The sequence below is a fragment of the Candidatus Limousia pullorum genome, from assembly GCF_057405065.1.
On sequence record NZ_CM171614.1, the window covers coordinates 535,089 to 560,082 of the forward strand.

Here is a 24,994-nt window from a genome sequence, read left to right on the forward strand (position 1 = left end):
ATTTTTTTAAAAAAATCAACCTTTATTTTTTGTTTTTTCTCCTTTATAATTTCTAAATTTTTCTGCCGGAATTATAATTCTTTTCAATTTTCCATAAAAGAAAACTGCGGGATTTCAATGTTATAAATTCCCGCCCTGCGCATATACATTCAATGAAAGAAGGGATGTACATGTCAACTTTTGAAACCATAATGGTTTTCGGACTTTTTATTTTCGGTCTGCTTGCAATAATAAAGGGCGGCGACCTTTTTGTAGAGGCTTCCGCCTGGATTGCCAAAATCTCCGGTATCCCCCAGTTTGTAATCGGCGCAACAATAGTGAGTTTAGCTACAACTTTGCCGGAACTTATGGTATCCGCCATAGCCTCAACCCAGGGCAACAATCAAATGGCTGTCGGCAACGCCGTGGGTTCTGTCACCGCAAACACGGGACTTATAATGGCTTTAAGCATTATTTTTCTCCCCCATGCCGTAAACCTCCAAAGGTTTGCGCCCAAAGCCATAATCCTCATGGGCTCAATATTTTTCCTTGCCATATTCTCCCTTACAGGAAAACTCAACATTGTGGGCACTGTGGGAATGTTCATAATTTTTGCTATTTTCATAATTCAGAACCTTCACGACGCAAAACAAAGCGTTTCCAGAGGTCAGATTTCCGCCCAGGACATGCGCATTGCAGTTTCACGCCGTGACATAGTTCGACACATCGTCTACTTTGTTGTGGGAACTGCCGGAATTGTCATAGGCTCAAATCTTTTAGTGGACAACGGGACCCTTATAGCCGACAAAGTTTTCATGGTAGACCGCAGAATTATAAGTCTGACCGCCGTGGCAATCGGCACTTCTCTTCCCGAGCTTGTGACCACCGTTACAGCCATTGCCAAAAAGCAAAGCTCTCTGTCAATCGGCAACATAATGGGCGCAAACATAATCGACCTTACCCTTATAATGCCTGTCTGTTCCATAATCTGCGGCGGAACCTTAAAAATCTCAAAAAGCACCCTCTTAATCGACCTGCCATTTTCGGCTCTCATCACCCTCGCCGTATTTATCCCGGTTTTCAGAAACAGACGCTTCTCCCGTTCTCAAGGCTTCCTTGCAATCGCCCTCTACGCCATCTACCTAATGTTCCTTTAACTTTTTAACTCCGCCATGCTTAACCTCCATATGACGGTAAGGTTCTGCACATGGCGGGCGAAACCTTTTTATTTTATTTCTGCCTTGCTATACTTTCCCTTGAAAATAAACTTCGTTTCAAGGCGGGCGAGACCTTTCGCTTATTCTTTGTAGTGGTTCGCTATCGGTTAGGTTTGATTTTATTTTTTCATAGAATTATATCTACCTCTACAGTTATTGAATAACATAACACAACAAACGATATATCTGCTTTATTTATTCAAAAACTATCATCCTAAGACCGTAATAATAAAATAAAAATTCTTGACACAGGGGGTTAATATGAATATAATAGAGAATATATGCAGTGATTTAAATAAGCTGTTATATCATAAAAAAAGGAAACCTGAAAGGACGGAAAAGTTATGCAGAAATCTGTAATGCTGACAGAAGAAGGTCTCAGAAAACTTGAAGAAGAGCTTGAATTTTTAAAAGGCGAAAAACGAAAAGAAATTGCCGAAAAAATTAAGGTTGCCCGTTCATTCGGTGACCTTTCAGAAAACAGCGAATACGACGACGCTAAAAACGAACAGGCTATTCTCGAAGCAAGAATTGCAACAATCGAGGCTGACCTGAAAAATGCGGTTATTATCGACGAAAGTGAAATAAACAACGAGCACGTACACGTAGGTTCAAGTGTGCGCCTTGAGAACCTTAAATCCGGAACAATTGCTTCCTACAGAATTGTAGGTTCAAACGAAGCAAACCCAATGGAAGGCAAGATTTCCGACGAATCACCAATCGGCAAGGGTCTTTTGGGATTTAAGCAGGGCGATGTTGTTGAAATTGAAATTCCGGTTGGAACAGTATCTTTCAAGATATTGGAAATTTCAAAATAATTTCAGTTTTGGCGGCCGCACAGGTCGCCATTTTGGATTTTAAGCTAAAAAATTATTTTAAATACAGAATAACCCTAAAGGGGCAAAGAAAGGAAAGTAAAATATGGGTGAGCAGAACGCAACTCAGAATAATACACAGAACTTAAGCGAAATACTTCAGGTACGCCGTGACAAGCTGAAGGCTTTGCAGGACGCAGGCAAGGACCCATTTCAGGTAAACACCAGCGACAGAGATATTCTCGCTTCTGAAATTCTCGAAAGATTTGAAGAGCTTGAAAACAAGGATGTATGCATTGCCGGACGTATCATGTCCAAAAGAGGCAAGGGCAAGGTTGCTTTCATTGATATCCACGACAGAAGCGGAAAAATGCAGATTTTCGCAAAGCACGATGATTTGGGCGAAGATGAGTACAAAACAATTCTCAAGTACGACATCGGCGATATTATCGAGGTAAAGGGCTTTGTTTTCCGCACAAAGGTTGGAGAAATCAGCGTACACGCAAAGAAGATTACTCTCCTTTCAAAATCTTTGCTTCCTCTTCCTGAGAAGTATCACGGTCTTAAGGACACAGATTTAAGATACCGTCAGCGTTACGTTGACCTTATTATGAACCCAGAGGTTAAGGACACATTTATCAAGAGAAGCAAGATTATAAAGACAATCAGAAACTATCTTGACAACATGGGATACATCGAGGTTGAAACACCTGTTCTCAACACAATCCCGGGCGGAGCTGCCGCACGTCCTTTCATCACCCACCACAACACATTGGACATTGACCTTTACATGAGAATTGCTCCTGAGCTTTACCTCAAAAGACTTATCGTAGGCGGCATGGAAAAGGTTTACGAAATCGGCAGACTTTTCAGAAACGAGGGAATGGACGTTAAGCACAATCCTGAGTTTACAACAATCGAAATTTACGAAGCATACACAGACTACAACGGCATGATGGACAGAACCGAGCAGATGATTAACAGAGCCTGTGTTGAGGTAAACGGCACAGACCAAATCAAGTACCAGGGCGAGGATATCGACCTTTCTGTTCCTTTCAAGAGAATGACAATGATTGACGCTGTTAAGCAGTATGCAGGCGTTGACTTCGGCGAGTTTATCGGCGATACAGAAAAGGCAAAGGAAGTTGCAAAAGAGCTTAACCTCGAAGTAAAGCCAACAGATACATGGGGAAATATTCTCAACACAGCATTTGAAGATTATGTAGAGGAACAGCTTGTTCAGCCTACATTTATCTGCGATTACCCTGTTGAGGTTTCACCTCTTACAAAGCGTAAAAAGGATGTTCCGGAGCTTGTTGAGCGTTTCGAGCTTTTCATAACAAGAAGAGAGCTTGCAAACGCCTATACAGAGCTTAACGACCCGATTGACCAGCGCAAGCGTTTCGAGCACCAGCTCATGCTCAGAGAAGCAGGCGACGACGAGGCAAACATGCTGGATGAAGACTTCCTCACCTCTTTGGAGTACGGTATGGCTCCTACAGGCGGTATGGGAATGGGTATCGACAGACTTACAATGCTTCTCACAGACAGCGCAAGCATAAGAGACGTTATCATCTTCCCAACCATGAAGCCTCTCGGCGACTCAAAAAGAGACACATCTCCAAAGGCTTCGGAAGCACCTAAGGCAGAGCCTGAGAAGATTGATTTTTCAAAGGTTGAGATTGAGCCTTTGTTCAAGGATTATGTTGACTTTGAAACATTCTCAAAGTCAGATTTCCGTGCAGTAAAGGTTTTGGCTTGTGAAGCAGTTCCAAAGAGCAAGAAGCTTTTGAAGTTCACACTTGACGACGGCACAGGCGAAAACAGAACAATTTTAAGCGGCATCCACGCTTACTATGAGCCGGAAGAGCTTGTTGGAAAGACATGCATAGCTATTACAAATCTTCCACCAAGACCAATGATGGGCATTGAGTCCTGCGGAATGCTTATCTCCGCTGTACACAGTGAAGAGGGAGAAGAAAAGCTTCACCTTTTGATGGTAGACGACCACATCCCAGCCGGCGCAAAGCTCTACTAAAAAGTACCGTTTTACCCTACAAAACGGGATGTACTTCATTTGTGAAAAAGCTCTAAAAATACACAAATACACCAAATTTACACCAAATGGTGCTTGAAACGGTGCAGAGCCTTAAAAATCGCATAATTAGTGCAATGAGTGGGCAATTCCAATCGGAGTTGCCCATTTTCTGAATGAAATACAAATCGGAAGTTTGTGATGGTAGATAATATGGAATGGTTTAATGTTTTTGGGCTGATTTTTATTGCAGTCATTATGATACCCAATGTTGTATTTGCGATTAAATGCAAAGATGGATTTGATAATAAGTGGAACAATAAATATGTTGAGGTCACAGAACAAGTAGGGAGATTGGGTTGTTTCGGATTCATGATAATCAATATTCCGGGAACTTGGTTCGGGTGGTGGTCTGACGAAGCATTTGCACTATATCTGATTGTAGATACCATATTGGTAATGCTTTATTGTGCTATTTGGATTATATGTTTTAAGAAAAACAGCGTTTTCAGAGCATTAGCACTTTCTATTATTCCTTCAATGTTGTTCTTATTTAGTGGGATTATTAGTAGGTCAGTGCTATTGATTATTGCGTCAGTATTATTTGCACCAAGTCATATTATGATTTCATATAAAAATGTAAAATGATATTTATAAATTCAAGTTTTTCAACTTGCCCTTTGAGAGAGGAAAAATCCTTTTCTCAAAGGGCTTTTTTATTTTTACTGAGATTCGCAAACTACAAGAAAAAGCCGAAACTTCATATACTCTAATCACAGAGGAAGTGGAGGTTTTGATATGAGTAACAGTTTAGCGGCAGTACATCCCGAATTGATTGCCGAATGGTCGGATAGGAATTTACCGCTGACACCGGACAGCGTGACTTTCGGCTCGAATAAGAAAGTATGGTGGAAAGGTGCTTGCGGTCACGAATGGGAAACAAGTATAAAGGCTCGTTCAAGCGGGGAAAATTGTCCGATCTGCTCAGGCGCAAGAGTTATAGAGGGTATCAATGACTTAGCAACGCTGAAGCCGGAGCTGGCTGATGAATGGTCGAGTAAGAATGATCCGCTGAAACCGACAATGGTAACGACAGGCTCTCATAAGAAAGTGATTTGGCAGGATAAATATGGTCACGAATGGACAGCAACGGTTAAGAGCAGGGCGTTAAACGGTACAGGATGTCCGTATTGCTCCCATAATAAAATCTTAGTAGGATTCAATGACCTTGCCTCACAGCGCCCCCAAATCGCTTCTGAGTGGTCTGAGAGAAATTACCCACTAAAGCCTGATATGGTTACGGTCTTTGCAAATCGGAAGGTATGGTGGCGGTGCAGCAAAGGTCACGAATGGAACACGCTTATTTCCACTCGTTCAGGTGGAAGCGGGTGTCCTTATTGCAGCGATCAACTTCTGCTGAAAGGATTTAATGATTTCGCTACGACACACCCTCAGCTTGCACAGGAATGGTCAGACCGGAATCTGCCCCTTACTCCTGATATGATAAACGAAAAGTCCCGCAGAAATGTCTGGTGGAAGTGCAGAGAGTGCGGGTATGAATGGCAGTCAGTCGTATATGCTCGTGTAAAAGGAACGGTATGTCCTGTCTGTGCAGATCGGGCGGTTATGACAGGGTATAATGATTTAGCAACGACGGATACACATCTTCTTTCGGAATGGGATTACGAGAGGAACAAAGATATTTTCCCAAACAAAATATCAAGGAATTCAATGCAGAGTGTATGGTGGAAGTGTTCGCTCGGACACTCGTGGAAGGCAAAAATTTCAGAAAGAGCGATTGAGGGAAAAGGCTGTAAGGTGTGTGAAAAAGACTATCTGACGGTTTTTCCAAAGCTGGCGGTTATGTATTATGCAGCGAAGAAGCACATAAAGGTACAGATGGATACGGATAAGATTATCGGCATACCTCTTGAAATATATTTACCTGAAGAAAAAGCAGCGATTGAAACGGTTAGTCGGACAGAGAATGTAGAAACCTTGAAAGCATACCTTTGCAGGAAACGGGAGATCAAACTGATTAAAATCCCATTTACATTAGAAAGCAGCGAAATCGACTTCGCTATGAAAATCAAAAAAGCGTTTCGCAGCTTACATATTTTCATAACCTCGAACGAAGATGAGGATACAGCGTTTATCCGGCAGAGGTTTTTTGAATGGAGAAAAGGGCAGAAAAAATAAAGGAGGCGGTCTGATGAAAGACAGGAAATTTCATATCTACCTTGATGACGAGGAGTACAGACAGGTTTTGCAGGCGTTAATCGCCCTTAAAAATAATCTGATAGCGCAAGGCAGATATACGGACGCAGTAGATGATGTCCTTATCAAATTTACAAAAGCACGAAAGAAAAAGATTACCGTCCAGTACATCTAAATAAAACCGCAGCTATGCCGCTTGTTTCTCTACGGAGAAGCGGGCGGCTTTTTGTCGTTTCAGGAGCAATTTTCAAGGTCAAAAAAATTTTTTTCAAATTTTTTTCGGAAAAGGGGTGATTTTGGGTGTGCATTTTGCCCCCCTTTGTCCAAATGAGTGAAGGGGTTATTTTCCCGCAGGGGATTTCCCCCTTCAAAGTACCTTGAAAATTGAATAGACAGGCGCTAAGGACATTAGTTCTGATGAATAGCCCGAAGGTGGGTACGCCGTGACTTTTCCTATTGATATACGGAGAACGAGCGAGAATCCCCGACCTGAAATTCAGCTTGCTACTGAAACGGCAATGACAGTCAGAATGATAATGATACTTCTCTACGGAGCTGGCGGAGTACCCGGCAGAGGTGAGATTCCTATGATACGGTTTCGCAAACCGTAACCTTAGCGCTTCCCGTACAAAGCGAATCGCTTTCCGCAGGGGGTGTTGAGAACAAATACTGCGGTCTTTACATAGCCGCCTCTTATTGAGGCAGGCTGTGAAATCTATGAAAGGAGGTAAAGCCGGAGATGTCAAACTGCAAGACGATTGCGGTATGCAATCAAAAAGGCGGTGTGGGCAAGACCACGACTACGGTTAATTTAGGCGTCGGACTTGCTATGCAAGGAAAAAAAGTGCTTCTGATTGACGCTGATCCGCAGGGCGATTTAACGACCTGCCTCGGCTGGAGGGATACCGACAGTCTTTCCGCAACGCTGACAGAGAAGTTACAGGCGATCATATCGGAGCAGGAGCAAAATCCCTTTGACGGTATCCTGCAACATAAAGAGAAAGTAGACCTTGTACCGGCCAATCTCAGTCTATCGTCATTGGAAATGACGCTTGTAACAGCGATGAGCCGAGAGAGCGTCCTGAAGAATTACCTGAGCCTTGTAAAAGACAAGTACGATTATGTCCTTATTGACTGTATGCCGAGCTTGGGTATGATTACCTTTAACGCTCTAACGGCGGCTGATAGTGTGATTATCCCTGTTCAGGCGCAGTATCTTCCCGCTAAGGGAATGACGCAGCTTTTGGGGACGATTGCGAAAGTAAGGAAACACACAAACGCCGATTTGAAAATCGACGGTATTCTTCTGACGCTTGTGGACGGAAGGACAAATCTTGCGAAAAGCACAGTGGAAGCACTCAGGGAAAATTTCGGCAGCCATATCAGGATATATAGATCAATGATTCCGGCAGCCGTAAAAGCCGCAGAGGTATCTTCTAAAGGGACGAGTATCTACGCCTACGAGCCAAACAGTCCGGTGTCTAAGGCTTACGCCAGTTTCACAAAGGAGGTGTTAGCCGATGGCAGGCAGAAAGAGCGACTTCACGCTGCCCACGAACACGCTCGATGAGCTGTTTTCCTCTCAGGAGGAAAGGGACGAAGCGAAGCTGTCAAAAATTAGGGATATTCCGCTTGAGGAAATCGACGATTTTCCCGACCACCCGTTTCAGGTGCGGGAAGATGAGGATATGTTTCAGCTCGTGGAAAGTATCAAAGAGCGTGGCGTGATTACTCCCGCTACCGTAAGGCAGAAGGAGGACGGCAGATACGAGCTTATTTCAGGACACAGGCGAAAAAGGGCTTGTGAGCTTGCCGGATTTGAAACGCTCAGATGTGAGGTAGTAGACCTCGACCGTGATGAAGCGACGATTTTAATGGTCGAAAGCAACTTCCAACGGTCGCAGATACTCCCCTCGGAGAAAGCCCACGCATATAAAATGCGGCTGGACGCTATGAAAAGACAGGCAGGCAGACCGAGAAAAGAAAATTTAGTCCCAGTGGGACAAAATTATTCAAGGGAAGAACTTGCGGCTCAAAGTGGCGAGAGTCAAACACAAATTCAGCGATATATCCGTCTTACAAACCTTGTTCCCGAACTGCTTGAATTTGTAGACGAGGGCAGGATTAAAATGCGTCCCGCCGTTGAACTGTCCTATCTGAACGAGGACTGCCAGAGAGATTTGGTGGACGAAATCGACCTAAACGACTGTACCCCGTCCCACGATCAGGCAATCCGTATGCGGAAGTTTTTCGAGGAAGGCAAGCTGACAACAGAAGCGATTTCTGCGATTATGAGCGAGGAAAAGCCGAATCAGCGTGAGAAGATTGTTTTGCGTGGGGACAGGGTGCGAAGCCTGATCCCGAAAAATATCCCCATCAACCAAACGGAGGAGTATGTCTGCAAGGCGCTGGAGCATTACAACAGGTTTTTGCGTAACCGTGCCGAGCGTGACAGCAGGTAAGGCGGAGTGTGTTTTTCTTCTTCTTCCCCCTTCCTCACACTCCAACCCCTAAACTATCTCACTATCCGAAAGAATAAAACTATCTCTCCTGATTACAGCTATCTCACCTAACTCAATCTATCTCAGAAAAACGCACCATTCCAAAACACAGGAGGTATGCCCTATGATGTAAGATTAACCTTCGTTTCACACCTTTGCCTGAAACGCTGTTTCGCATTACAATGGCGGCAGAAAAGGAGTGAAACGCAATGAAAACAAAAACGATTGTTTTTTTATTGGCTCTTTTGCTGATCGTGTTTGCAGGCTGCAACAATGCCCCGTCAAATGAAGATGAGACGCAGCCGTTTTCTTTTTCGGAGAGTGTTCAAAGCACCTCTGAATCCGAAGCGCCTGCGGGAAAGGAAAGCAAAGAGGTTGAAACAACGCCTGAAGCCGTACAGGAATCAGAGCCGGAAAAGCAGGAAGAAACAACGGAAACGGATACGGTCAGCTCCGAACAGCCTCAGACTGTTTCTGAAAGCGGGCAGGCGGCACAGTCCGCCGAACAACCCGATAAAGCGGATAAGACCGAACATTCCGTATCCACACCGCAGCCGGATATAGCAAAAGAAAGTGAAACGCCTGCGCCGCCTGAAATGGAAGAAACGACGAGCGAAACTAAAACTGACTTTGACATTGACTACTGGATTTCCTTTGCAAAAGGTTACGCTCAGAGCGTGGGGCTTCTGTTAGACAGCGAGGCGGTTTACTGTTGGGATAATCCGATCCGTGCCGGAGCGCACTGCAAATATCTTGAAAGAGATATTCACAGCCGCTTGGATCGGTACAAGGCTGATGAAGAAATCACAGCCGTATGGATTTGGGCGGAGGAAGTCTCTGACGGAATCTACGACATCTATATCGGCTACGCTTAAATTTAATATTCCATTTTGAGGACGCACCGAAAAAACGGTGCGTTTTTTCATTTCAAGGAGGATTTCAGATGAAAATTAAGAAACCAAAACGCATTATGTCGCTGTTTCTTGCGGCGCTGATGTGCGTGACTTCCCTTGTGGGAATGGGTACGACCACCTATGCCGCAGAGGAAACGGACGATGTGTACCTTATCTCGTTCCCCCGTGACGGGGACTCGAATTACAACGCCGAATGGGGACACGGCAGCCTTACCTTTATGAACGGCTGGAAAACAGGCACTTCCCGTTATACAACTGTCCGTGCGATGGGCTCATACGAGGGCAATATCTGCTACTGTATTGAAATCGGCGTCCCGCAGCAGACCGGAGACAGCTTTACCAAAAAGGGCGAGGATTTTTGGGACAACTACCCTTCGTCCTATAACAGCACCATTTCTCCTGACGATATTAAGCTGTTCATCGGTCGTATCTTCCAGTACGGCTATACGGGAACAATCTCAACCTCGTGGCGTTCCCAGAACGAGGGCGGCGATAAGCTGGCTCACGCAGTCGCTACACAGCTACTCATTTGGGAAACCGTCATTGGCGAGCGTGATGAAAACTTCAACAAGGTCAGCACAGGCGGCAGGGACGCTGTTTTGGATCAAATCAGTCGCAGCCACCCGCTTTATGACAAGATTATGAGCTACTACAACTCAATGGCGGCAAGTGTGCAGAAACACTCCAAGCTGCCGAGCTTCCTTACCAAAACGCCGGGGAGCGCACAGGAAATCGAGCTTGAATGGGACGGCTCTAAATACACCGTTACGCTGACGGACAGCAACAATGTCCTTTCCGGATATAAGTTTTCGTCCAATGACTCAGGTGTTCAGTTTTCTGTAAGCGGAAATAAGCTGACAATCACCTCCGAGAAAGCGCCGAGCGATGGGCTGACGATTACTGCTGAAAAAACGGCTCAAAGAAAAGGCGTTATCACTTGGACGGACGGTATTTATGGACCAAATGGCGGTGTGCAGGATACCGTAACTTACGCTCAGACTGTCAACGATCCGCTCAAGGGCTTCCTCAAACTGAAAGTGTCTTATGGCTCGGCAAAAATTGTAAAAACCAGTGAGGACGGAAAGGTAGATGGTATTACTTTCCGTATTCAGGGAAACGGCATTGATAAAACGGTTAAGACCGAAAACGGAGGTCAAATTCAGGTGGATAACCTAATGCCGGGAGTATATACCGTAACCGAGCAGGAATATGACAGATACGAGCCGCAGGAAACACGCCGTGTAACCGTTGTTGCGGGGCAGGTCGCAACCGTTACTTTCAATAATACGCTGAAGCGTGGAGACATTGAGGTTATTAAATCTTCAGAGGATAACTTTAATGAGGGCGTGACCTTCCATCTTTACGGCACATCGCTCTCCGGCATTGCCGTAGAAGAGTATGCCGTTACGGATAAAAACGGTGTGGCGACCTTTGATGATGTGTTGATAAGCGGCACAACGCCCTATACCATCGAGGAAGTGGATACTGCAATTCGTTATGTCATTCCCGAAGATCAGACAGCGCCCGTTAAGTGGAATGAGGTCACTACCCGCAATTTTACCAATGTCCTGAAAAAGTTTACAGTTACCGTTACCAAGAGCGACGCTGAAACAGGAGCGGCTCAGGGCAACGCCTCCCTTGCAGGAGCAAAATACGGTATTTTCAAGAGCGACCAGCTCATTGACGAATACTATACCGATGAAAACGGTCAGTTTACCACAAAAGAATATGTTTGCGATGCGGATTGGACAATCAAGGAATTAGAGCCGAGCGAAGGCTATTTGCTTGATCCGACTGTCCATAAGGTCGGCGCAGAGCCGGAGCTTTATACCATTGAACATAATCAAACCGCAAATGATGTAAATGAACAGGTCATCAAGGGCAATATCGCCATTATCAAACATACGGACGATGGCGACACACAGATTGAAACACCCGAAGAAGGCGCTGTTTTTGAAGTATATCTCAAATCCGCAGGCAGCTTTGAGAGCGCAAAGGAGTCCGAGCGTGATACGCTGATCTGCGATGAGAACGGATTTGCACAGACAAAGGATATGCCTTACGGCATTTATACCGTGCATCAGGTATCCGGTTGGGAAGGCAGAGAGCTTATGGACGATTTTGATGTGTTCATTGCTAAAGACGCTCAGACCTATCGCTATCTGATTAACAACAGAAATTTTGAAAGCTATATCCAAGTGGTAAAGGTGGACGCAGAAACGGGCAAGACCATTCCCTATGCGGGCGCAGGATTCCAGATTTACGATCCGTCCGGCAATCTCATCACGATGGAATTTACCTATCCCACCCCGACAACCGTTGACACTTTCTATACCGACGCTAACGGCTCGCTCGTAACGCCGGAAAAGCTGCCATACGGTCAGGGCTACTCTATCGTTGAGGTGCAGAGCCCTTATGGATATGTTCTTGATTCCACACCCGTCTATTTTGATGTAGCGGAAGAAAATTCTTCTGACGAAAGCGGGGTAACAGTGATAAAAGTCGAAAAGACCAATATGCCGCAGAAAGGCACAATCAGCATTGAAAAGACGGGCGAGGTATTCTTCGGCGTTTCAGTAAGCGGAGGTACAGATGAAAACGGGCAGGAACTTCCCGTTATCTATCAGCCTATCTATGAAACACAGGGACTGCCTGATACGGTTTATGAAATCCGTGCCGCCGAAGATGTGGTAACACCCGACGGAACTCTCCGATACAGCAAGGGCGAGCTGGTAGATACGGTTACAACTGATGAAACCGGTTTTGCTGAGAGCAAGGAACTCTACCTCGGAAAATATGAAGTCAAAGAAGTCAAGGCAGGCTACGGAATGGTATTAAGCGATGAAGTCCATACCGTAGAACTGATTTACGCCGGACAGAATGTAGCCGTAACTGAAACGGCGACTTCCTTTGTCAATGAAAGACAGAAGGTTGAAGTAAGCCTTGAAAAAGCGCTGGAGATAAACGAGCTGTTTGGTATCGGCAATAACGGAGAAATCAAAAATATCAGCTTTGGCTTGTTTGCCGATGAGGAGCTTGTATCCGCAAGCGGCACTTCCATTCCGAAAGACGGTCTGCTTGAAATCATTACCCTTGATGAAAACGGCAAGGCAACCATTAAGACCGATCTGCCTTTGGGAAGCTTTTATGTGAAGGAGCTTGCGACAGACGAGCATTATCAGCTTAGCGGCGAAAAATATCCCGTTGTATTTGAGTATGCGGGACAGGAAGCCGCAACGGTTGTGATTGCCGTAAATGACGGAGAGCCGATGGAAAACAAGCTGATCTACGGCTCGGTTTCCGGTAAAAAGGTGGACGAGGACGGCGAGGGACTCGGCGGTGCGCTCATTGGTTTGTTTAAGAGCGATGATGTGGAATTTACTGAGGAAAATGCCCTGATGACCGCCGTATCCGGCGACGATGGCAGCTTCTCCTTTGAGAATGTTCCTTACGGAAACTGGTATATCCGTGAGATCAAGCCGCTTACTGGATTCGTCCTTAACGAAACGGTCTATGATGTGAACATCTCAGAGAATGAGCAAGTCGTTGAGATTGAAATCGTCAATGAGCTGGTGCGTGGCAATATCGCTCTTACGAAGGTAGACGCTGAATATACCGATACGAAGCTGACGGGCGCTGTGTTTGAGGTCTATAAGGACTCCAACAACAACGGCGAGTTGGACAGTGAGGACGAACTGATCGGCACACTGACCGAAAAAGAAATCGGGCAGTATGAAATGAACGATCTGCTCTACGGATGCTACTTCATTTTGGAATCAGCAAGTCCGGATTCGTATATCCGTGACGAGGGCGTGTACGAGGTATTCATCGATACAGACGGAAAGACCTATCAGGTCGAAAACACAGAGGGCAAAGGCTTTGCAAACGAGCCTATGCGTGGCAACTTGAAGATCGTAAAAACTTCGTCCGATGGAAAGGTGGAAGGCTTTGCTTTCCGCATTACCGGTGCAAACGGCTATGATGTTACCCTTGAAACGGACGAAAACGGCGAGATTTTCATTGAAGGGCTGCGTATCGGCGAGTATAAAATTTCCGAAGTAAATAATTCCGCTTCTGCGATGTATATCCTGCCTGCCGATAAGGAGGCTGCGGTACAGATGGGAGCGACTACGGTCGTTGAAATGCACAATGAGCTGAGAGACACGCCGAAAACCGGAGATGACAGCAAGCTCGGTCTTTGGCTTACCCTTGCGGGCGTGTCGGCAGCGGGCATAGCGGCTTGCGGTATTCTCGGCTTTAAGAAAAAGAAGAAAAAGGAGGATAACTGATGGAACTGAAAGCAATCATTGGAATTGCTCTGGTCGTCTTTATCGTAGGCGGCTTTATCTTTTTGCAGATCCGTAACAGAAAGAAAAAGTAAGAATATTTGCTGGGGGCGGGGCATAAAAACTCCGTCCCCTTTTCTATTTTCAAGGAGGTCAAACAGAATGACAAAATTAAAAACGGTGGAAAGCCGTGTTCGTGAGATTTTAAGAGATTGTCCAGCTTCACGATTTGACGATATGCTTCTTATCCTTCACTACTACAACCGTTACGGATATTTGCGGGCGGGCGAGCTCCCACTTGCAGATATTGTTTTCAACTACAAAAGCTACGGACTTCCGTGCTTTGAGTCAATTCGCAGAGCACGACAGCGAGTTCAGTCCCTTTTCCCGGAATTGTCCCGCAATCAGAATGATGAAAGCAAAAGAGATGTCTGCATTATTATTAACATTCAGTAAGGAGGATTATTATGGCAACAAAAAAAGGTACAAATACCGCTTTGCAGCAGAAAGTAAAGGTGCTTGCGAAACTCTACGAATCCGGCTGTAAAACCGAAAAAGACTTGAAAGCGCTGAGCCTGCAAAGCATTTTGAAAATTCCCGATATATCCGTTTCCGATATGACGGTTATCACAGAGCTTCAGGAGCAGATCGCAAAGAACAGGCTCTTTTCCTATTTGGGAGGTGCTGATGATGAGCAGCAGTCAGAACAGAACAACGGATAAGCATATTATCTGGAGCGATATGAATCTCAACCCTGATGATTGGCGTGACAGCTATAAGGATTTCCTTGAAATCAATGAAATTGACGGGAATCCGAATGACGAACACGAGCTGTACGAATATATGGTTGAAACCAATGGCGAGTATCTTTTTGATGAACGAGCAAACCTTAATGTCCAGCTATCTCAGCCGATCATCGTCATCGGCGACATCGGCAGATGGAACGGCAGAGTGATGGGATACAAAATGATTGATTCCGGTAACATTAAGGATTGCCTGTATTCCGACACGGATATGACGGAGTGGTATGTGGATAAGTACGGCGATCTTCGAGCCGACGCTGTCCATCACGATGGGACAAATCATTACCTGTACCGTGTATTTAAGGATACTGCTTCGCCGGAACAGATTGAACGCTTGCAGGAAAAAATCTATTTTGGGAAAGCGACACGGGCGGATATAACGAGAGTGACCAAACGGCTTGGAGATGAAATTGCCGTAGTCTATGGCTTTCACATACCGAAACAGAGAACAGCAAGAGAACAAGCGAGGTGAGAAAATGAAAATTCGACCGCTTCATATGGACGAACAAAAATATACTTACGCACAAAGCACACAGATAGAGGGACAGACCGGAAATATTGGGTATCTGCGTGGCGACTTCGGCACAGGCAATGAGTTCTACTCCTCGTGGTTTGACCGCAGGCGGGATTTGAAAACAGACGAGTTCAAAAACGAGCTTAACGAGATTATCAATGCTCTGCGTTCTGAAGAATACGGGCTGTTAAAAAGCCGCACCGATATGTCACAGTATGCGAAAAATTATCCGGACAGCGCTTTTCAGGGAAACTATGCGACAGAGTACGGTTTCCGTGCTGATACCGAAAAGCACGCTTTCCTGATACGGTGTAATCCTGCCCGTGGGGACTACAACTTTTACTGTTACTGTTATGTGCGGGAATGGCTTGACCGGCATATCGAAAAAGCAAGCTGTGGAATCCATTTTATCACGCCGGATTACAAAGAAAAATTTATCATCCCTGATGGGGATAAAATCCGTATTACTCTAAGCGACGGCGAACAGCTTGACCGTACCTGCCGATATATTGACAACTACCATTTGGAGGTTGGCAGCAACCTCTATCACATCTGCGAGTTTGCCGAGCGGATGGAGCAAAACGGCAATACCGTGATTCCGCTCCGTTCTTCTCTGCCGGAGCAGTGCTATGTGTTCGTGCAGACGGAAAACTGCGTCGGCATTGTCAAAAAGGGCGAAAGCGGATTTTACCGCACGGATATTCAGGGCGGCAAGCCCAGTGAAACAAACGCCCTTGTGAATGAGATGAACAAAAAGCTCGGCTTGTCAAAAGGTCAGGCAGAGGCGATGAAGGCAGGTTCAATGTTTGGTTGGGATACCCCTGCCGCCGATCCGAAAAGCTATGATAAAAAAGGTATCCCCGTAAGACCGAAACAGAAAGACTATGAAAGATAGGAGGTGCATAACCGATGGCACGAAAGTACGACCTGATTTCCGAGCTGTACCGCCGTACCGCACACGCTGTTGTGTCCGATGTTCAGAACTGGCAAGCCTTTTTACGATGTGCCTGCCGAAATTACAGATTGCGCTGTGATGAGCAGCTTCTTATTTACGCTCAAAGACCGGACGCAACGGCGGTTTTGGAAATTGAGCGCTGGAACGACAAATTCGGGCGTTGGGTAAACCGTGGCGCAAAGGGTATCGCCGTATTTGAGGACGCCGACCGGAGCAGGCAGCGCTTAACCCATTACTTCGATATTTCCGATACCCACGCAAGCCGCTATTCCCGCCCCGTCCCGATTTGGGATATGAAGCCGGAATATACGGACGATGTGATCGAATCCCTTGAAAACACCTTCGGCGAGCTGGAAAACAGGGAAAGCCTTGCGGACGCAGTTCTGAGCGCCGCTAAAAACGCCGTGGAGGATAATATCCCCGACTATCTGGGCGATCTGATGTATGCCGCAGATGACAGCTTCCTCTACGGTCTTTCGGAGGATATGATTACCGCTATGTATAAGAAGGCGGTAACAAACAGCGTGGCATATATGATGATGACAAGGCTTGGGATAGATACCGAGCCGTTTTTTGAAGCGGAGGATTTCTCTGTCATTACAAATTTCAATACGCCGGAAGCCTTAAACGCCCTCGGTATTGCGTCAAGCGATATTGCGGAGATGGGGCTTGGGGAAATCTCCCGTACCGTCCTTGCCCTTGAAAGGCAAAATCGCATCATTGCGGACAGAGAGAAACCGGAATACAATAAGGCTGAAAATAAAAGCGAAAGGAGCTTTGAAAATGAACGAGCTGACATACACAATGCAGGGCGATTACAATCTTCCCGACTTGACAATGCCCAAGCAGCCGGAAGTGACTTTGGGCAGGTACGCTCAGATGAGACGGAAATTTCTCAGGGAACACCACAAAATCCGATACTACAATCTTCTGACGAGCTGCACCCTGACACAGCATTTGGCGGAAACAGAGCAGACAGCGATGAAGCTGGAAGAAACCCTGATGAAGCAGATGGCGGCGCAGGAGGGCTTGACCGAGAGCCTGAAAGCGGCGGATATGATGAAGTGGGTACAGGGAATGAACAATCTGAGGAACAGAGTGCAGGAGATCGTGAAAGCGGAGATCATCTTCGCTTAGATTATTACGACCGAAGCAACGAGGACAAGAGCCTGCCGTTTTTCGGCGGGGACGATACCATTCGTGAAATCCTCGGTACAACGCCCCACCTGAAAGCCTCGAAAGAGGAAATTCGTGCTTTCTATGAAAGCAATCCCGATAACGCCGCCCGTACCGAATATATCAAGGGTATTTTCAATAACGATTATACTGAACTGATTTTGAGCGACGGGCGGCGAGTCGGGTACAAAACTTGGCAGAATGTGCTTCAGCTTTGGGAGGGTAGCTATCTGTCCCGCACAAAGCAGAGCTTCTATGATTGGGGCGTAATCGCACAGCATTTTGAAGCAATGCGGCTGCTCGGCGAATTGCAGGATACGATGAAGCCGTTACCTTCCGTAGATGGACAACTGAACTTTTTGGATATGCAGGCAGAGGAAAAAACCTCTGCTTTTTCTTTTTCTCAGGAGATCATTGACGCTGTTCTCACCCGTGGGAGCGGCATATCTGAGGGAAAGTTCCGTATCTATGAGCAGTTTGAAAAAAGCTTGTCCACAAAGGAAAACGCCGATTTTCTGAAAGACGAATACGGTTGGGGCGGCGCTTATCCTGTTATTGTCGGCGCAGGCATTGACGAGCAGCACGACGGGAAAGGCATTTTGATCTCAAAAGGCATTGGGGACGATAAGCCGCATATCCGGCTGAATTGGAATCAGGTAGAGAAGCGGATTGCCGAACTGATACGCCTCGACCGTTATCTCAATCCAAAGGAAAAAGAGATTTACCCGCAGTGGCTTGAAAAGCAGGAGGAACGCCGAGCCGAACTTGCCGAAGAACAGAAAAACCGTGAAATCCTCTCCTCTGCTCCGCCCAAGCAGGAATCGGTGCAGGCGGCTGAAAGAGAGCCGCAGCAGGAGGCGCAGTATGCCTATCATCTCGGCGATACGGTATATATGGGCGCTGACGAATACGAAATCCTTGCCTTTGATGATAAGCGTGTTGTTCTTCACGATATGCAGTATCCGCTATTCCAAAAGGAATTGGAACGGGCGGAATTTGACCGCAGGGTGCGGGAAAACCCGATGAACGACCACTTGAAGGTAACGAATCAAACGGCGGTTGCAGAGCAGCAGCCTCGTTTCAATTCTATCGAGTTTGAAAAGCTCATTCCCCACCATATGCGTTTCAAGGAAACCGACTTGGTAAACGGCAATGAGATGTATTGGGTAACGCAGGAGATTTTTACTGCCGGGGATTTAAGAAAGTTCCAGCAGGCTGTTCAGAGCTACGACGGGGATATTAAAAAATTTTATGTTACACCCCGTGATCTAAGTCCTTCCTACTCTTTTGAGGAGGATATGGAAAACAAGGTTTTGGCAGTTGTCACGCCCGATACTATCCTGCAAGACGATTATATTCAGGCTGTCCGAAACGAAGGATTCGGCGATTACCTTCAGCCGGAGGGAAAAGCTGATCCGGCTGAAGCGCCTGCCTTTGACATTGGTATGGGCTATCTTGGTAACGGTCTTACCGTCTGGAACAGAGCTGTTGAGGAAAGCGGCGATTACCAAACGATTGCCCATATCAGCGATGAGGGCGAAATCCGCTACTATGTGGACGGACTGCCCGAAGATGTAGTGTCAAGGATTGAGCAGGCGGCGGCACGGGAACAGCAAAAAGCGTTGTTTTTTGCCGCTTATAAAGTCGGCGACAGAGTGTATTTAGACGGAAAGCCTTTTGAAATCACACGGGTAGATGACTGGAATGTGGAGCTGATGGATCGCTCTGTGCAAAATCCAAAGCCTCGTTTGGAGCAAAAGGACAGCTTTATGCGCCTTGTTCAGCAGAACGAGCGCAGCAGCTTTACGGACGCTTACCGTGAGTACAGTGAAATCAAGGAAAATAACCCTGACAGCCTTGTGCTGTATCAGATTGGCGATTTCTTTGAAGCCTACGGTGCGGACGCACAGACCGTAAGCGAAGCGCTGGAATTAAATCTTGCTTCCCGTTCTATCGGCGGCAATCAGCGAACACAGATGTGCGGCTTTCCGGCAAACCGCTTGGAAACCTATGTCAATATGCTGCTCGACCGTGGCTTTGATGTAGTTGTTTCTTCTCTTGAAAACGGAGAGCGCAGCACCCGAAACATCGTATCGACCAATAAGGAAGATCCGGTGCAGTCGCAGCCGGTCGGCAGAATCGACTATCTGCATACGGACGGGACGGTGCGGGAAAGCGTTGAATACACCAGCCCCTATCAGTTTGAAAAGGATATAAAGGAAGAAAATTACTACGGCGTTCCGATGGGCATTGTCCTGTATAAAGATGAGCACGGAAATGCTATACCGCACGAATTTATCAGTGAACTTGATCCGCCGCCGCAGGGCATAGAAATCATTGATTCGCCCTATCTTGCAAAGGACAGGGCAGATGAAATGCTCAGGCAGGCGGAGCATATTGCGGCAGAAAATACGCTCCCGCCCGACGAGAGATTTTTCGTCATTGAAACCGATGAAGGCTATGCCATTTGGGACGATTTGACGGAAGCGATCTATATCGACGATGAAGGCGTCAGCGAGGAATTTAAGAGCGAGTGGCAGGCAAACGACTACTTGGAACAGGTCAAGAAATCTGTTTCAGAAAAGGAAGCTGCCGAATGGCTTTATGTGGAACGGGCAAAGCAGAACACATCCGCCGAACAGCCTGAGCAGAAAAAAGCCGAGCCATTCACGCCCGCTTTCAGCCAGCCGAAGCGCTCACGGGTACAGACCTTTGATCTGCACCCTGAAATCCCATTGTCCGAACGGCACACCTTTGACCTTGCTTCCCACGAAGTACCGGAGGCAGGCAAAAAAGAACGCTTCCGCAGAAATATGGCAGCAATCAATGTGCTGAAGGAATGTGAGTTTGACAACCGCTTTGCAACGCCCGAAGAACAGGAAATCCTTTCGCAGTATGTCGGTTGGGGCGGTATCCCCGAAGCCTTCGATGAAAATAATCCCTCTTGGGCGGACGAGTTTATCGAACTTTACACCGCCCTTTCTCCTGATGAGTATGAAAGCGCAAGGGCAAGCACCCTGACCGCCTTCTATACCCCGCCCGTTGTCATTTCCTCAATCTACAAGGCAATGGAGCAGATGGGCTTTCGGGAGGGCAATATCTTGGAGCCTTCCTGCGGTATCGGCAACTTTATCGGTATGCTGCCCCAGTCTATGCAGGACAGCAAAATCTACGGCGTTGAGATTGATAAGATTTCGGCGGGTATCGCACAGCAGCTTTATCAGAAAACCTCGATAGCGGCTTTAGCCTTTGAGGAAGCAAATATCCCCGACAGCTTCTTTGACGCTGTGATCGGCAATGTGCCTTTCGGCGATATTCGAGTGAATGACAGGAGGTATAACAAGCATAACTTTTTAATTCACGACTACTTTTTTGCGAAGTCCTTAGACAAGCTCAGACCGGGCGGCGTGATGGCGCTTATCACGAGCAAAGGCACAATGGATAAGGAAAATCCCGCTGTGCGGAAGTATATCGCACAGCGAGCCGACCTGCTCGGCGCTATTCGCCTGCCCAATAACACCTTTAAGGGAAACGCCGGAACAGAGGTCGTTTCGGATATTTTGATATTACAGAAGCGTGACAGACTTATTGACCTTGAGCCGGAGTGGGTACACCTGAATACCGACGAAAACGGTGTGAAGATGAACGCTTACTTTGTCGATCACCCTGAAATGGTATTAGGCGAATGGAAAACCGTGTCCGGCAGATTCGGCGAGGAAGATACCGTTGTATCCTATGAAAATGCTGACCTTGCGGAGCTTTTGGACGAAGCCATCTCCAATATCCACGCAGAGATCACGGACTACGAAGTGGACGAGGAACTGACCGAAGAAGATAACTCCATTCCCGCCGATCCCGAAGTACGCAACTTTTCCTATACGGTTGTGGACAATAAAATCTATTACCGTGAAAATTCCCGAATGACTCCGGTTGAATGTTCGGCAACGGCTGAAAACCGGATTAAAGGTATGATTGCCATAAGGGACAGTGTTCGCAGCCTGATTGAAATGCAGACTGCCGACTATCCAGATTATGAAGTCGAAAAGGAACAGCAGAAGCTAAATGCGCTTTACGATACTTTTTCCAATAAGTACGGACTGATCAATTCCCGTGCGAATGTGTCCGCCTTTTCGCAGGACAGTTCCTTTGCCCTGCTTTCCGCACTGGAGGTGCTGGACGAAAATGGAGAACTGGAGCGCAAGGCGGATATGTTCACGAAGCGGACGATCAAGCCACACACACCCGTTACCTCGGTGGATACCGTCAGCGAAGCGCTTGCCGTATCTATGGGCGAAAAAGCCTGTGTGGATATGGAATATATGTGTTCCCTTACGGGCAAGACCGAGCAGGAAATCTATGAGGAATTAAAGGGCGTTATCTTCCTAAACCCGATGTACGGCTACGGAAACAGCACCGAGCGAAAGTACCTGATGGCGGACGAATACCTCTCCGGCAATGTGCGGGAAAAGCTCGTTTGGGCGAAAAAATCCGCAGAAGTTTATCCCGAAGATTACAACATCAATGTAGAAGCGCTGGAAAAGGTACAGCCGAAAGACCTGACTGCCAGCGAGATTTTCGTGCAGCTCGGCACGACTTGGCTGCCGGAAGAAGTCGCACAGCAGTTTATGTACGAGTTTTTGGATACGCCCGTTTATGCGAGATGGAATATCAAAGTCCATTACTCAAAGCTGACGGGCGAATGGAATGTGGAGGGAAAATCCTATGACCGTGGGAACCTGAAAGCCTACAATACCTATGGCACAAAGCGTGTCAATGCCTACAAGATTATCGAAGATACGCTCAATATGAAAGATGTGCGTGTTTTTGACTATATCGAAGATGATGAGGGTAAAAAGAAAGCTGTCCTCAATAAAAAGGAAACGGCTATCGCCCAGTCTAAGCAGGAGCTTATCAAGCAGGGCTTTCAGGATTGGGTATGGCGTGATCCCGCAAGACGGGAAAAGCTGGTACGGCTGTATAACGACAAATTCAACAGTATCCGCCCCCGTGAGTATGATGGGAGCCATATCATTTTTAGTGGTATGAATCCGGAAATCGAGCTGCGGGAACATCAGAAAAATGCGGTCGCTCATATCCTTTACGGCGGGAATACCTTATTGGCACACGCTGTGGGTGCGGGCAAGACCTTTGAAATGACTGCCGCCGCTATGGAGTCCAAGCGGCTTGGACTTTGCAATAAATCCCTCTTTGTCGTGCCGAATCATTTGACGGAGCAGTGGGCGGCGGAGTTCTTGCAGCTCTATCCGGCGGCAAATATTTTGGTTGCTACGAAGAAAGACTTTGAGATGAAAAACCGAAAACGCTTCTGCGGCAGGATTGCCACAGGCGATTATGACGCTGTGATTATCGGTCACTCGCAGTTTGAAAAAATCCCGATAAGCATTGAAAGGCAGAGGACTGTTTTAGAACAGCAACTTAGTGATATTATCGAAGGGATTGCGGATATAAAGAGAAACCGTGGCGACAGGTTTTCCGTCAAGCAGCTTGAAAAGACGAAAAAATCCCTGCAAACGAAGCTGGAAAAATTAAACGATCAATCAAGAAAGGATGATGTCGTAACCTTTGAAGAACTCGGTATAGACAGGCTTTTCATAGATGAAAGTCATTATTACAAGAATTTGTATCTCTATACAAAAATGCGGAATGTAGGTGGTATCGCCCAGACGGAAGCGCAGAAATCTTCCGACCTTTTTACGAAGTGCCGCTACTTGGACGAGATTACCGGAGGGCGTGGCGTTGTATTTGCAACGGGTACGCCGATCTCTAACTCAATGGTAGAACTTTATACCATACAGCGGTATTTGCAGTACCGGACGCTGCAAGACCACGATTTACAGCACTTTGACGCTTGGGCGTCGATGTTCGGCGAGACGGTCACGGCAGTTGAGCTTACACCCGAAGGAACAGGATACCGAGCGAAAACACGCTTTGCGAAATTCAATAACCTGCCCGAACTGATGGCGATGTTCAAACAGGTGGCGGACATCAAAACGGCGGATATGCTCGATCTTCCCGTACCGTAAGTGGAGTATCACAACATCGCCGTGAAGCCGTCGCAGGTGCAAAAAGATATGGTCGCCTCTCTCGGCGAACGAGCTGAAAAGATAAGGGGCGGCGGTATAGATTCCAGCGTGGACAATATGCTGAAAGTTACAAACGACGGGCGGAAGCTCGCCCTTGACCAGCGAATGATGAATCCAATGCTGCCCGATGAAGAAGGCAGTAAAGTCAACGCCTGCGTGAATGAGGTTTATCGTATATGGGAGGAAAACAGCGATAAAAAGCTGACGCAGCTTCTCTTTTGCGACCTCTCCACTCCAAAAGGCGCAGGCGAATTTTCCGTCTATACGGATATACGACAGAAGCTGATCGAGCGTGGTATTCCCGAATCGGAAATCAAGTTTATCCACGAGGCGGATACCGAAACGAAGAAGCAGGAGCTGTTCAAAAAAGTGCGCCGTGGCGAAGTGCGAATCCTGATGGGCAGTACGCAGAAAATGGGTGCGGGGACGAATGTGCAGAATAAGATCATTGCTTCGCACGACCTTGACTGCCCGTGGCGACCTGCCGATCTGGAGCAGCGTGCCGGACGGACGGTGCGTCAGGGCAACGAAAACCCGAAGGTCGGTCTGTACCGATATGTTACGGAAGGCACTTTTGACGCATACTGCTGGCAGCTCGTTGAGGGCAAGCAGAAGTTTTCCAGTCAGATTATGACGAGCAAATCGCCTGTGCGTTCCTGTGAAGATGTGGACGCTACTGCTCTCTCTTATGCGTAGATCAAAATGCTTGCGGCGGATAATCCGCACATCAAGGAAAAAATGGATTTGGATATTCAGGTGCAGAAGCTGCGTCTTTTGAAGTCAAATTATCTCTCTGAGAAGTACGAGCTGGAGGACAAGATCATCAAATACTACCCGACAACAATCGCTCGGACGAAAGAGACGATTGCGGGACTGGAAAAGGACATATCACTTGCAAAAGAACACCCGAAACCTCTTGAGGATACCTTTGTAGGGATTGAGGTTAAGGGTGCTTCTTATTCCGAAAAAGCGGAAGGCGGTCAGAAAATCATTGACGCCTGCAAGGAAATGACCTCGCCCGATCCCGCCCCTCTCGGCAAGTACAGAGGCTTTGAGTTGGAGCTTTCCTTTGATACCTTTGAAAAAGCCTATCAGGTAAAAATCAAGGGCAACCTTTCCCGTTCTGTCTCTTTAGGCACGGACGCTATCGGCAACATTACCCGAATCGACAATGCCATTGAGAAAATCCCTGAACGGCTGGAGGCGAAAAGCAGGGAGCTTTCAACTCTCGAACAGCAATTCGCTACTGCGAAAGCAGAGGTTGAGAAACCGTTTGACAAGGAAGAAGAACTGACCGAAAAGACAAATCGGCTCAATGTCCTTAACGGCTTACTCAATGTGGATAAGCGGGAAAACGAGCTGGTGGACGGTGCGCCGGACGAGGGCGACAGCGTACCCGTTTCAAAGGAAAGAGCTTATGAGCGATAATCCTTTTGCGGTATGGGAATCATCTCATACCGCCTTTACATATCACGGCA

Annotated in this window: 15 protein-coding genes and 1 pseudogene; all 16 read left to right on the forward strand. The window is 46.8% G+C overall.

Annotated features, from left to right (window positions below; genetic code table 11):
• Positions 1 to 170: 170 nt before the first annotated feature.
• Positions 171 to 1,136, forward strand: coding sequence for a calcium/sodium antiporter (locus tag CGICJO_RS02350; RefSeq protein ID WP_486499503.1), 966 nt, complete (start codon positions 171 to 173; stop codon positions 1,134 to 1,136).
• A 404-nt stretch (positions 1,137 to 1,540) separates the two neighbouring features.
• Positions 1,541 to 2,014 (forward strand): transcription elongation factor GreA, encoded by a 474-nt coding sequence (greA, locus tag CGICJO_RS02355; RefSeq protein ID WP_087377181.1) that lies wholly within the window; start codon positions 1,541 to 1,543, stop codon positions 2,012 to 2,014.
• A gap of 103 nt (positions 2,015 to 2,117) precedes the next feature.
• Positions 2,118 to 4,049 carry a lysine--tRNA ligase gene (lysS, locus tag CGICJO_RS02360; protein WP_486499504.1) on the forward strand — a complete coding sequence of 644 codons (1,932 nt, stop codon included), beginning with the start codon at positions 2,118 to 2,120 and terminating at the stop codon, positions 4,047 to 4,049.
• Between the two features lie 198 nt (positions 4,050 to 4,247).
• The gene (locus CGICJO_RS02365) at positions 4,248 to 4,694 is read left to right on the forward strand and encodes a hypothetical protein (RefSeq protein WP_486499505.1); all 447 of its coding nucleotides are present in this window, start codon (positions 4,248 to 4,250) and stop codon (positions 4,692 to 4,694) included.
• Between the two features lie 150 nt (positions 4,695 to 4,844).
• Positions 4,845 to 6,245 carry a zinc-ribbon domain-containing protein gene (locus tag CGICJO_RS02370; protein WP_486499506.1) on the forward strand — a complete coding sequence of 467 codons (1,401 nt, stop codon included), beginning with the start codon at positions 4,845 to 4,847 and terminating at the stop codon, positions 6,243 to 6,245.
• Positions 6,246 to 6,258: 13 nt separating this feature from the next.
• Positions 6,259 to 6,438 (forward strand): hypothetical protein, encoded by a 180-nt coding sequence (locus tag CGICJO_RS02375; RefSeq protein ID WP_395506608.1) that lies wholly within the window; start codon positions 6,259 to 6,261, stop codon positions 6,436 to 6,438.
• A 564-nt stretch (positions 6,439 to 7,002) separates the two neighbouring features.
• Positions 7,003 to 7,833, forward strand: coding sequence for a ParA family protein (locus CGICJO_RS02380; RefSeq protein ID WP_486499507.1), 831 nt, complete (start codon positions 7,003 to 7,005; stop codon positions 7,831 to 7,833).
• On the forward strand, positions 7,784 to 8,725 hold the full coding sequence (locus CGICJO_RS02385) for a ParB/RepB/Spo0J family partition protein (protein WP_486499508.1): 942 nt from the start codon (positions 7,784 to 7,786) through the stop codon (positions 8,723 to 8,725). Before CGICJO_RS02380 ends, CGICJO_RS02385 begins: the two co-directional genes overlap by 50 nt.
• 248 nt (positions 8,726 to 8,973) lie before the next feature.
• Positions 8,974 to 9,639 carry a hypothetical protein gene (locus tag CGICJO_RS02390; RefSeq protein ID WP_486499509.1) on the forward strand — a complete coding sequence of 222 codons (666 nt, stop codon included), beginning with the start codon at positions 8,974 to 8,976 and terminating at the stop codon, positions 9,637 to 9,639.
• A 68-nt stretch (positions 9,640 to 9,707) separates the two neighbouring features.
• Complete coding sequence (locus CGICJO_RS02395) at positions 9,708 to 13,967, forward strand: SpaA isopeptide-forming pilin-related protein (RefSeq protein WP_486499510.1); 4,260 nt, start codon at positions 9,708 to 9,710, stop codon at positions 13,965 to 13,967.
• A 159-nt stretch (positions 13,968 to 14,126) separates the two neighbouring features.
• Positions 14,127 to 14,420, forward strand: coding sequence for a hypothetical protein (locus CGICJO_RS02400; protein ID WP_486499511.1), 294 nt, complete (start codon positions 14,127 to 14,129; stop codon positions 14,418 to 14,420).
• A gap of 11 nt (positions 14,421 to 14,431) precedes the next feature.
• Positions 14,432 to 14,686 (forward strand): hypothetical protein, encoded by a 255-nt coding sequence (locus CGICJO_RS02405; RefSeq protein ID WP_486499512.1) that lies wholly within the window; start codon positions 14,432 to 14,434, stop codon positions 14,684 to 14,686.
• Entirely contained in the window at positions 14,655 to 15,239 is a 585-nt protein-coding gene (locus tag CGICJO_RS02410; protein ID WP_486499513.1) for a hypothetical protein, read from the forward strand. Before CGICJO_RS02405 ends, CGICJO_RS02410 begins: the two co-directional genes overlap by 32 nt.
• Positions 15,240 to 15,243: 4 nt before the next feature.
• Entirely contained in the window at positions 15,244 to 16,176 is a 933-nt protein-coding gene (locus CGICJO_RS02415; protein WP_486499514.1) for a hypothetical protein, read from the forward strand.
• A gap of 897 nt (positions 16,177 to 17,073) precedes the next feature.
• Positions 17,074 to 17,373: a TnpV protein gene (locus CGICJO_RS02420; protein WP_264472555.1), complete on the forward strand. Its 300-nt coding sequence runs from the start codon at positions 17,074 to 17,076 to the stop codon at positions 17,371 to 17,373.
• Positions 17,374 to 18,803: 1,430 nt separating this feature from the next.
• Positions 18,804 to 24,944, forward strand: a pseudogene (locus CGICJO_RS02425) (helicase-like domain-containing protein); the annotation flags it as partial.
• Positions 24,945 to 24,994: the final 50 nt, after the last annotated feature.

Bases quoted from the DNA above. Each gene is read 5' to 3' on its own strand.
- CGICJO_RS02350 (WP_486499503.1), top strand. From the start codon at position 171: ATGTCAACTTTTGAAACCATAATGGTTTTCGGACTTTTTATTTTCGGT.
- greA (WP_087377181.1), top strand. From the start codon at position 1,541: ATGCAGAAATCTGTAATGCTGACAGAAGAAGGTCTCAGAAAACTTGAA.
- lysS (WP_486499504.1), top strand. From the start codon at position 2,118: ATGGGTGAGCAGAACGCAACTCAGAATAATACACAGAACTTAAGCGAA.
- CGICJO_RS02365 (WP_486499505.1), top strand. From the start codon at position 4,248: ATGGTAGATAATATGGAATGGTTTAATGTTTTTGGGCTGATTTTTATT.
- CGICJO_RS02370 (WP_486499506.1), top strand. From the start codon at position 4,845: ATGAGTAACAGTTTAGCGGCAGTACATCCCGAATTGATTGCCGAATGG.
- CGICJO_RS02375 (WP_395506608.1), top strand. From the start codon at position 6,259: ATGAAAGACAGGAAATTTCATATCTACCTTGATGACGAGGAGTACAGA.
- CGICJO_RS02380 (WP_486499507.1), top strand. From the start codon at position 7,003: ATGTCAAACTGCAAGACGATTGCGGTATGCAATCAAAAAGGCGGTGTG.
- CGICJO_RS02385 (WP_486499508.1), top strand. From the start codon at position 7,784: ATGGCAGGCAGAAAGAGCGACTTCACGCTGCCCACGAACACGCTCGAT.
- CGICJO_RS02390 (WP_486499509.1), top strand. From the start codon at position 8,974: ATGAAAACAAAAACGATTGTTTTTTTATTGGCTCTTTTGCTGATCGTG.
- CGICJO_RS02395 (WP_486499510.1), top strand. From the start codon at position 9,708: ATGAAAATTAAGAAACCAAAACGCATTATGTCGCTGTTTCTTGCGGCG.
- CGICJO_RS02400 (WP_486499511.1), top strand. From the start codon at position 14,127: ATGACAAAATTAAAAACGGTGGAAAGCCGTGTTCGTGAGATTTTAAGA.
- CGICJO_RS02405 (WP_486499512.1), top strand. From the start codon at position 14,432: ATGGCAACAAAAAAAGGTACAAATACCGCTTTGCAGCAGAAAGTAAAG.
- CGICJO_RS02410 (WP_486499513.1), top strand. From the start codon at position 14,655: ATGAGCAGCAGTCAGAACAGAACAACGGATAAGCATATTATCTGGAGC.
- CGICJO_RS02415 (WP_486499514.1), top strand. From the start codon at position 15,244: ATGAAAATTCGACCGCTTCATATGGACGAACAAAAATATACTTACGCA.
- CGICJO_RS02420 (WP_264472555.1), top strand. From the start codon at position 17,074: ATGCCCAAGCAGCCGGAAGTGACTTTGGGCAGGTACGCTCAGATGAGA.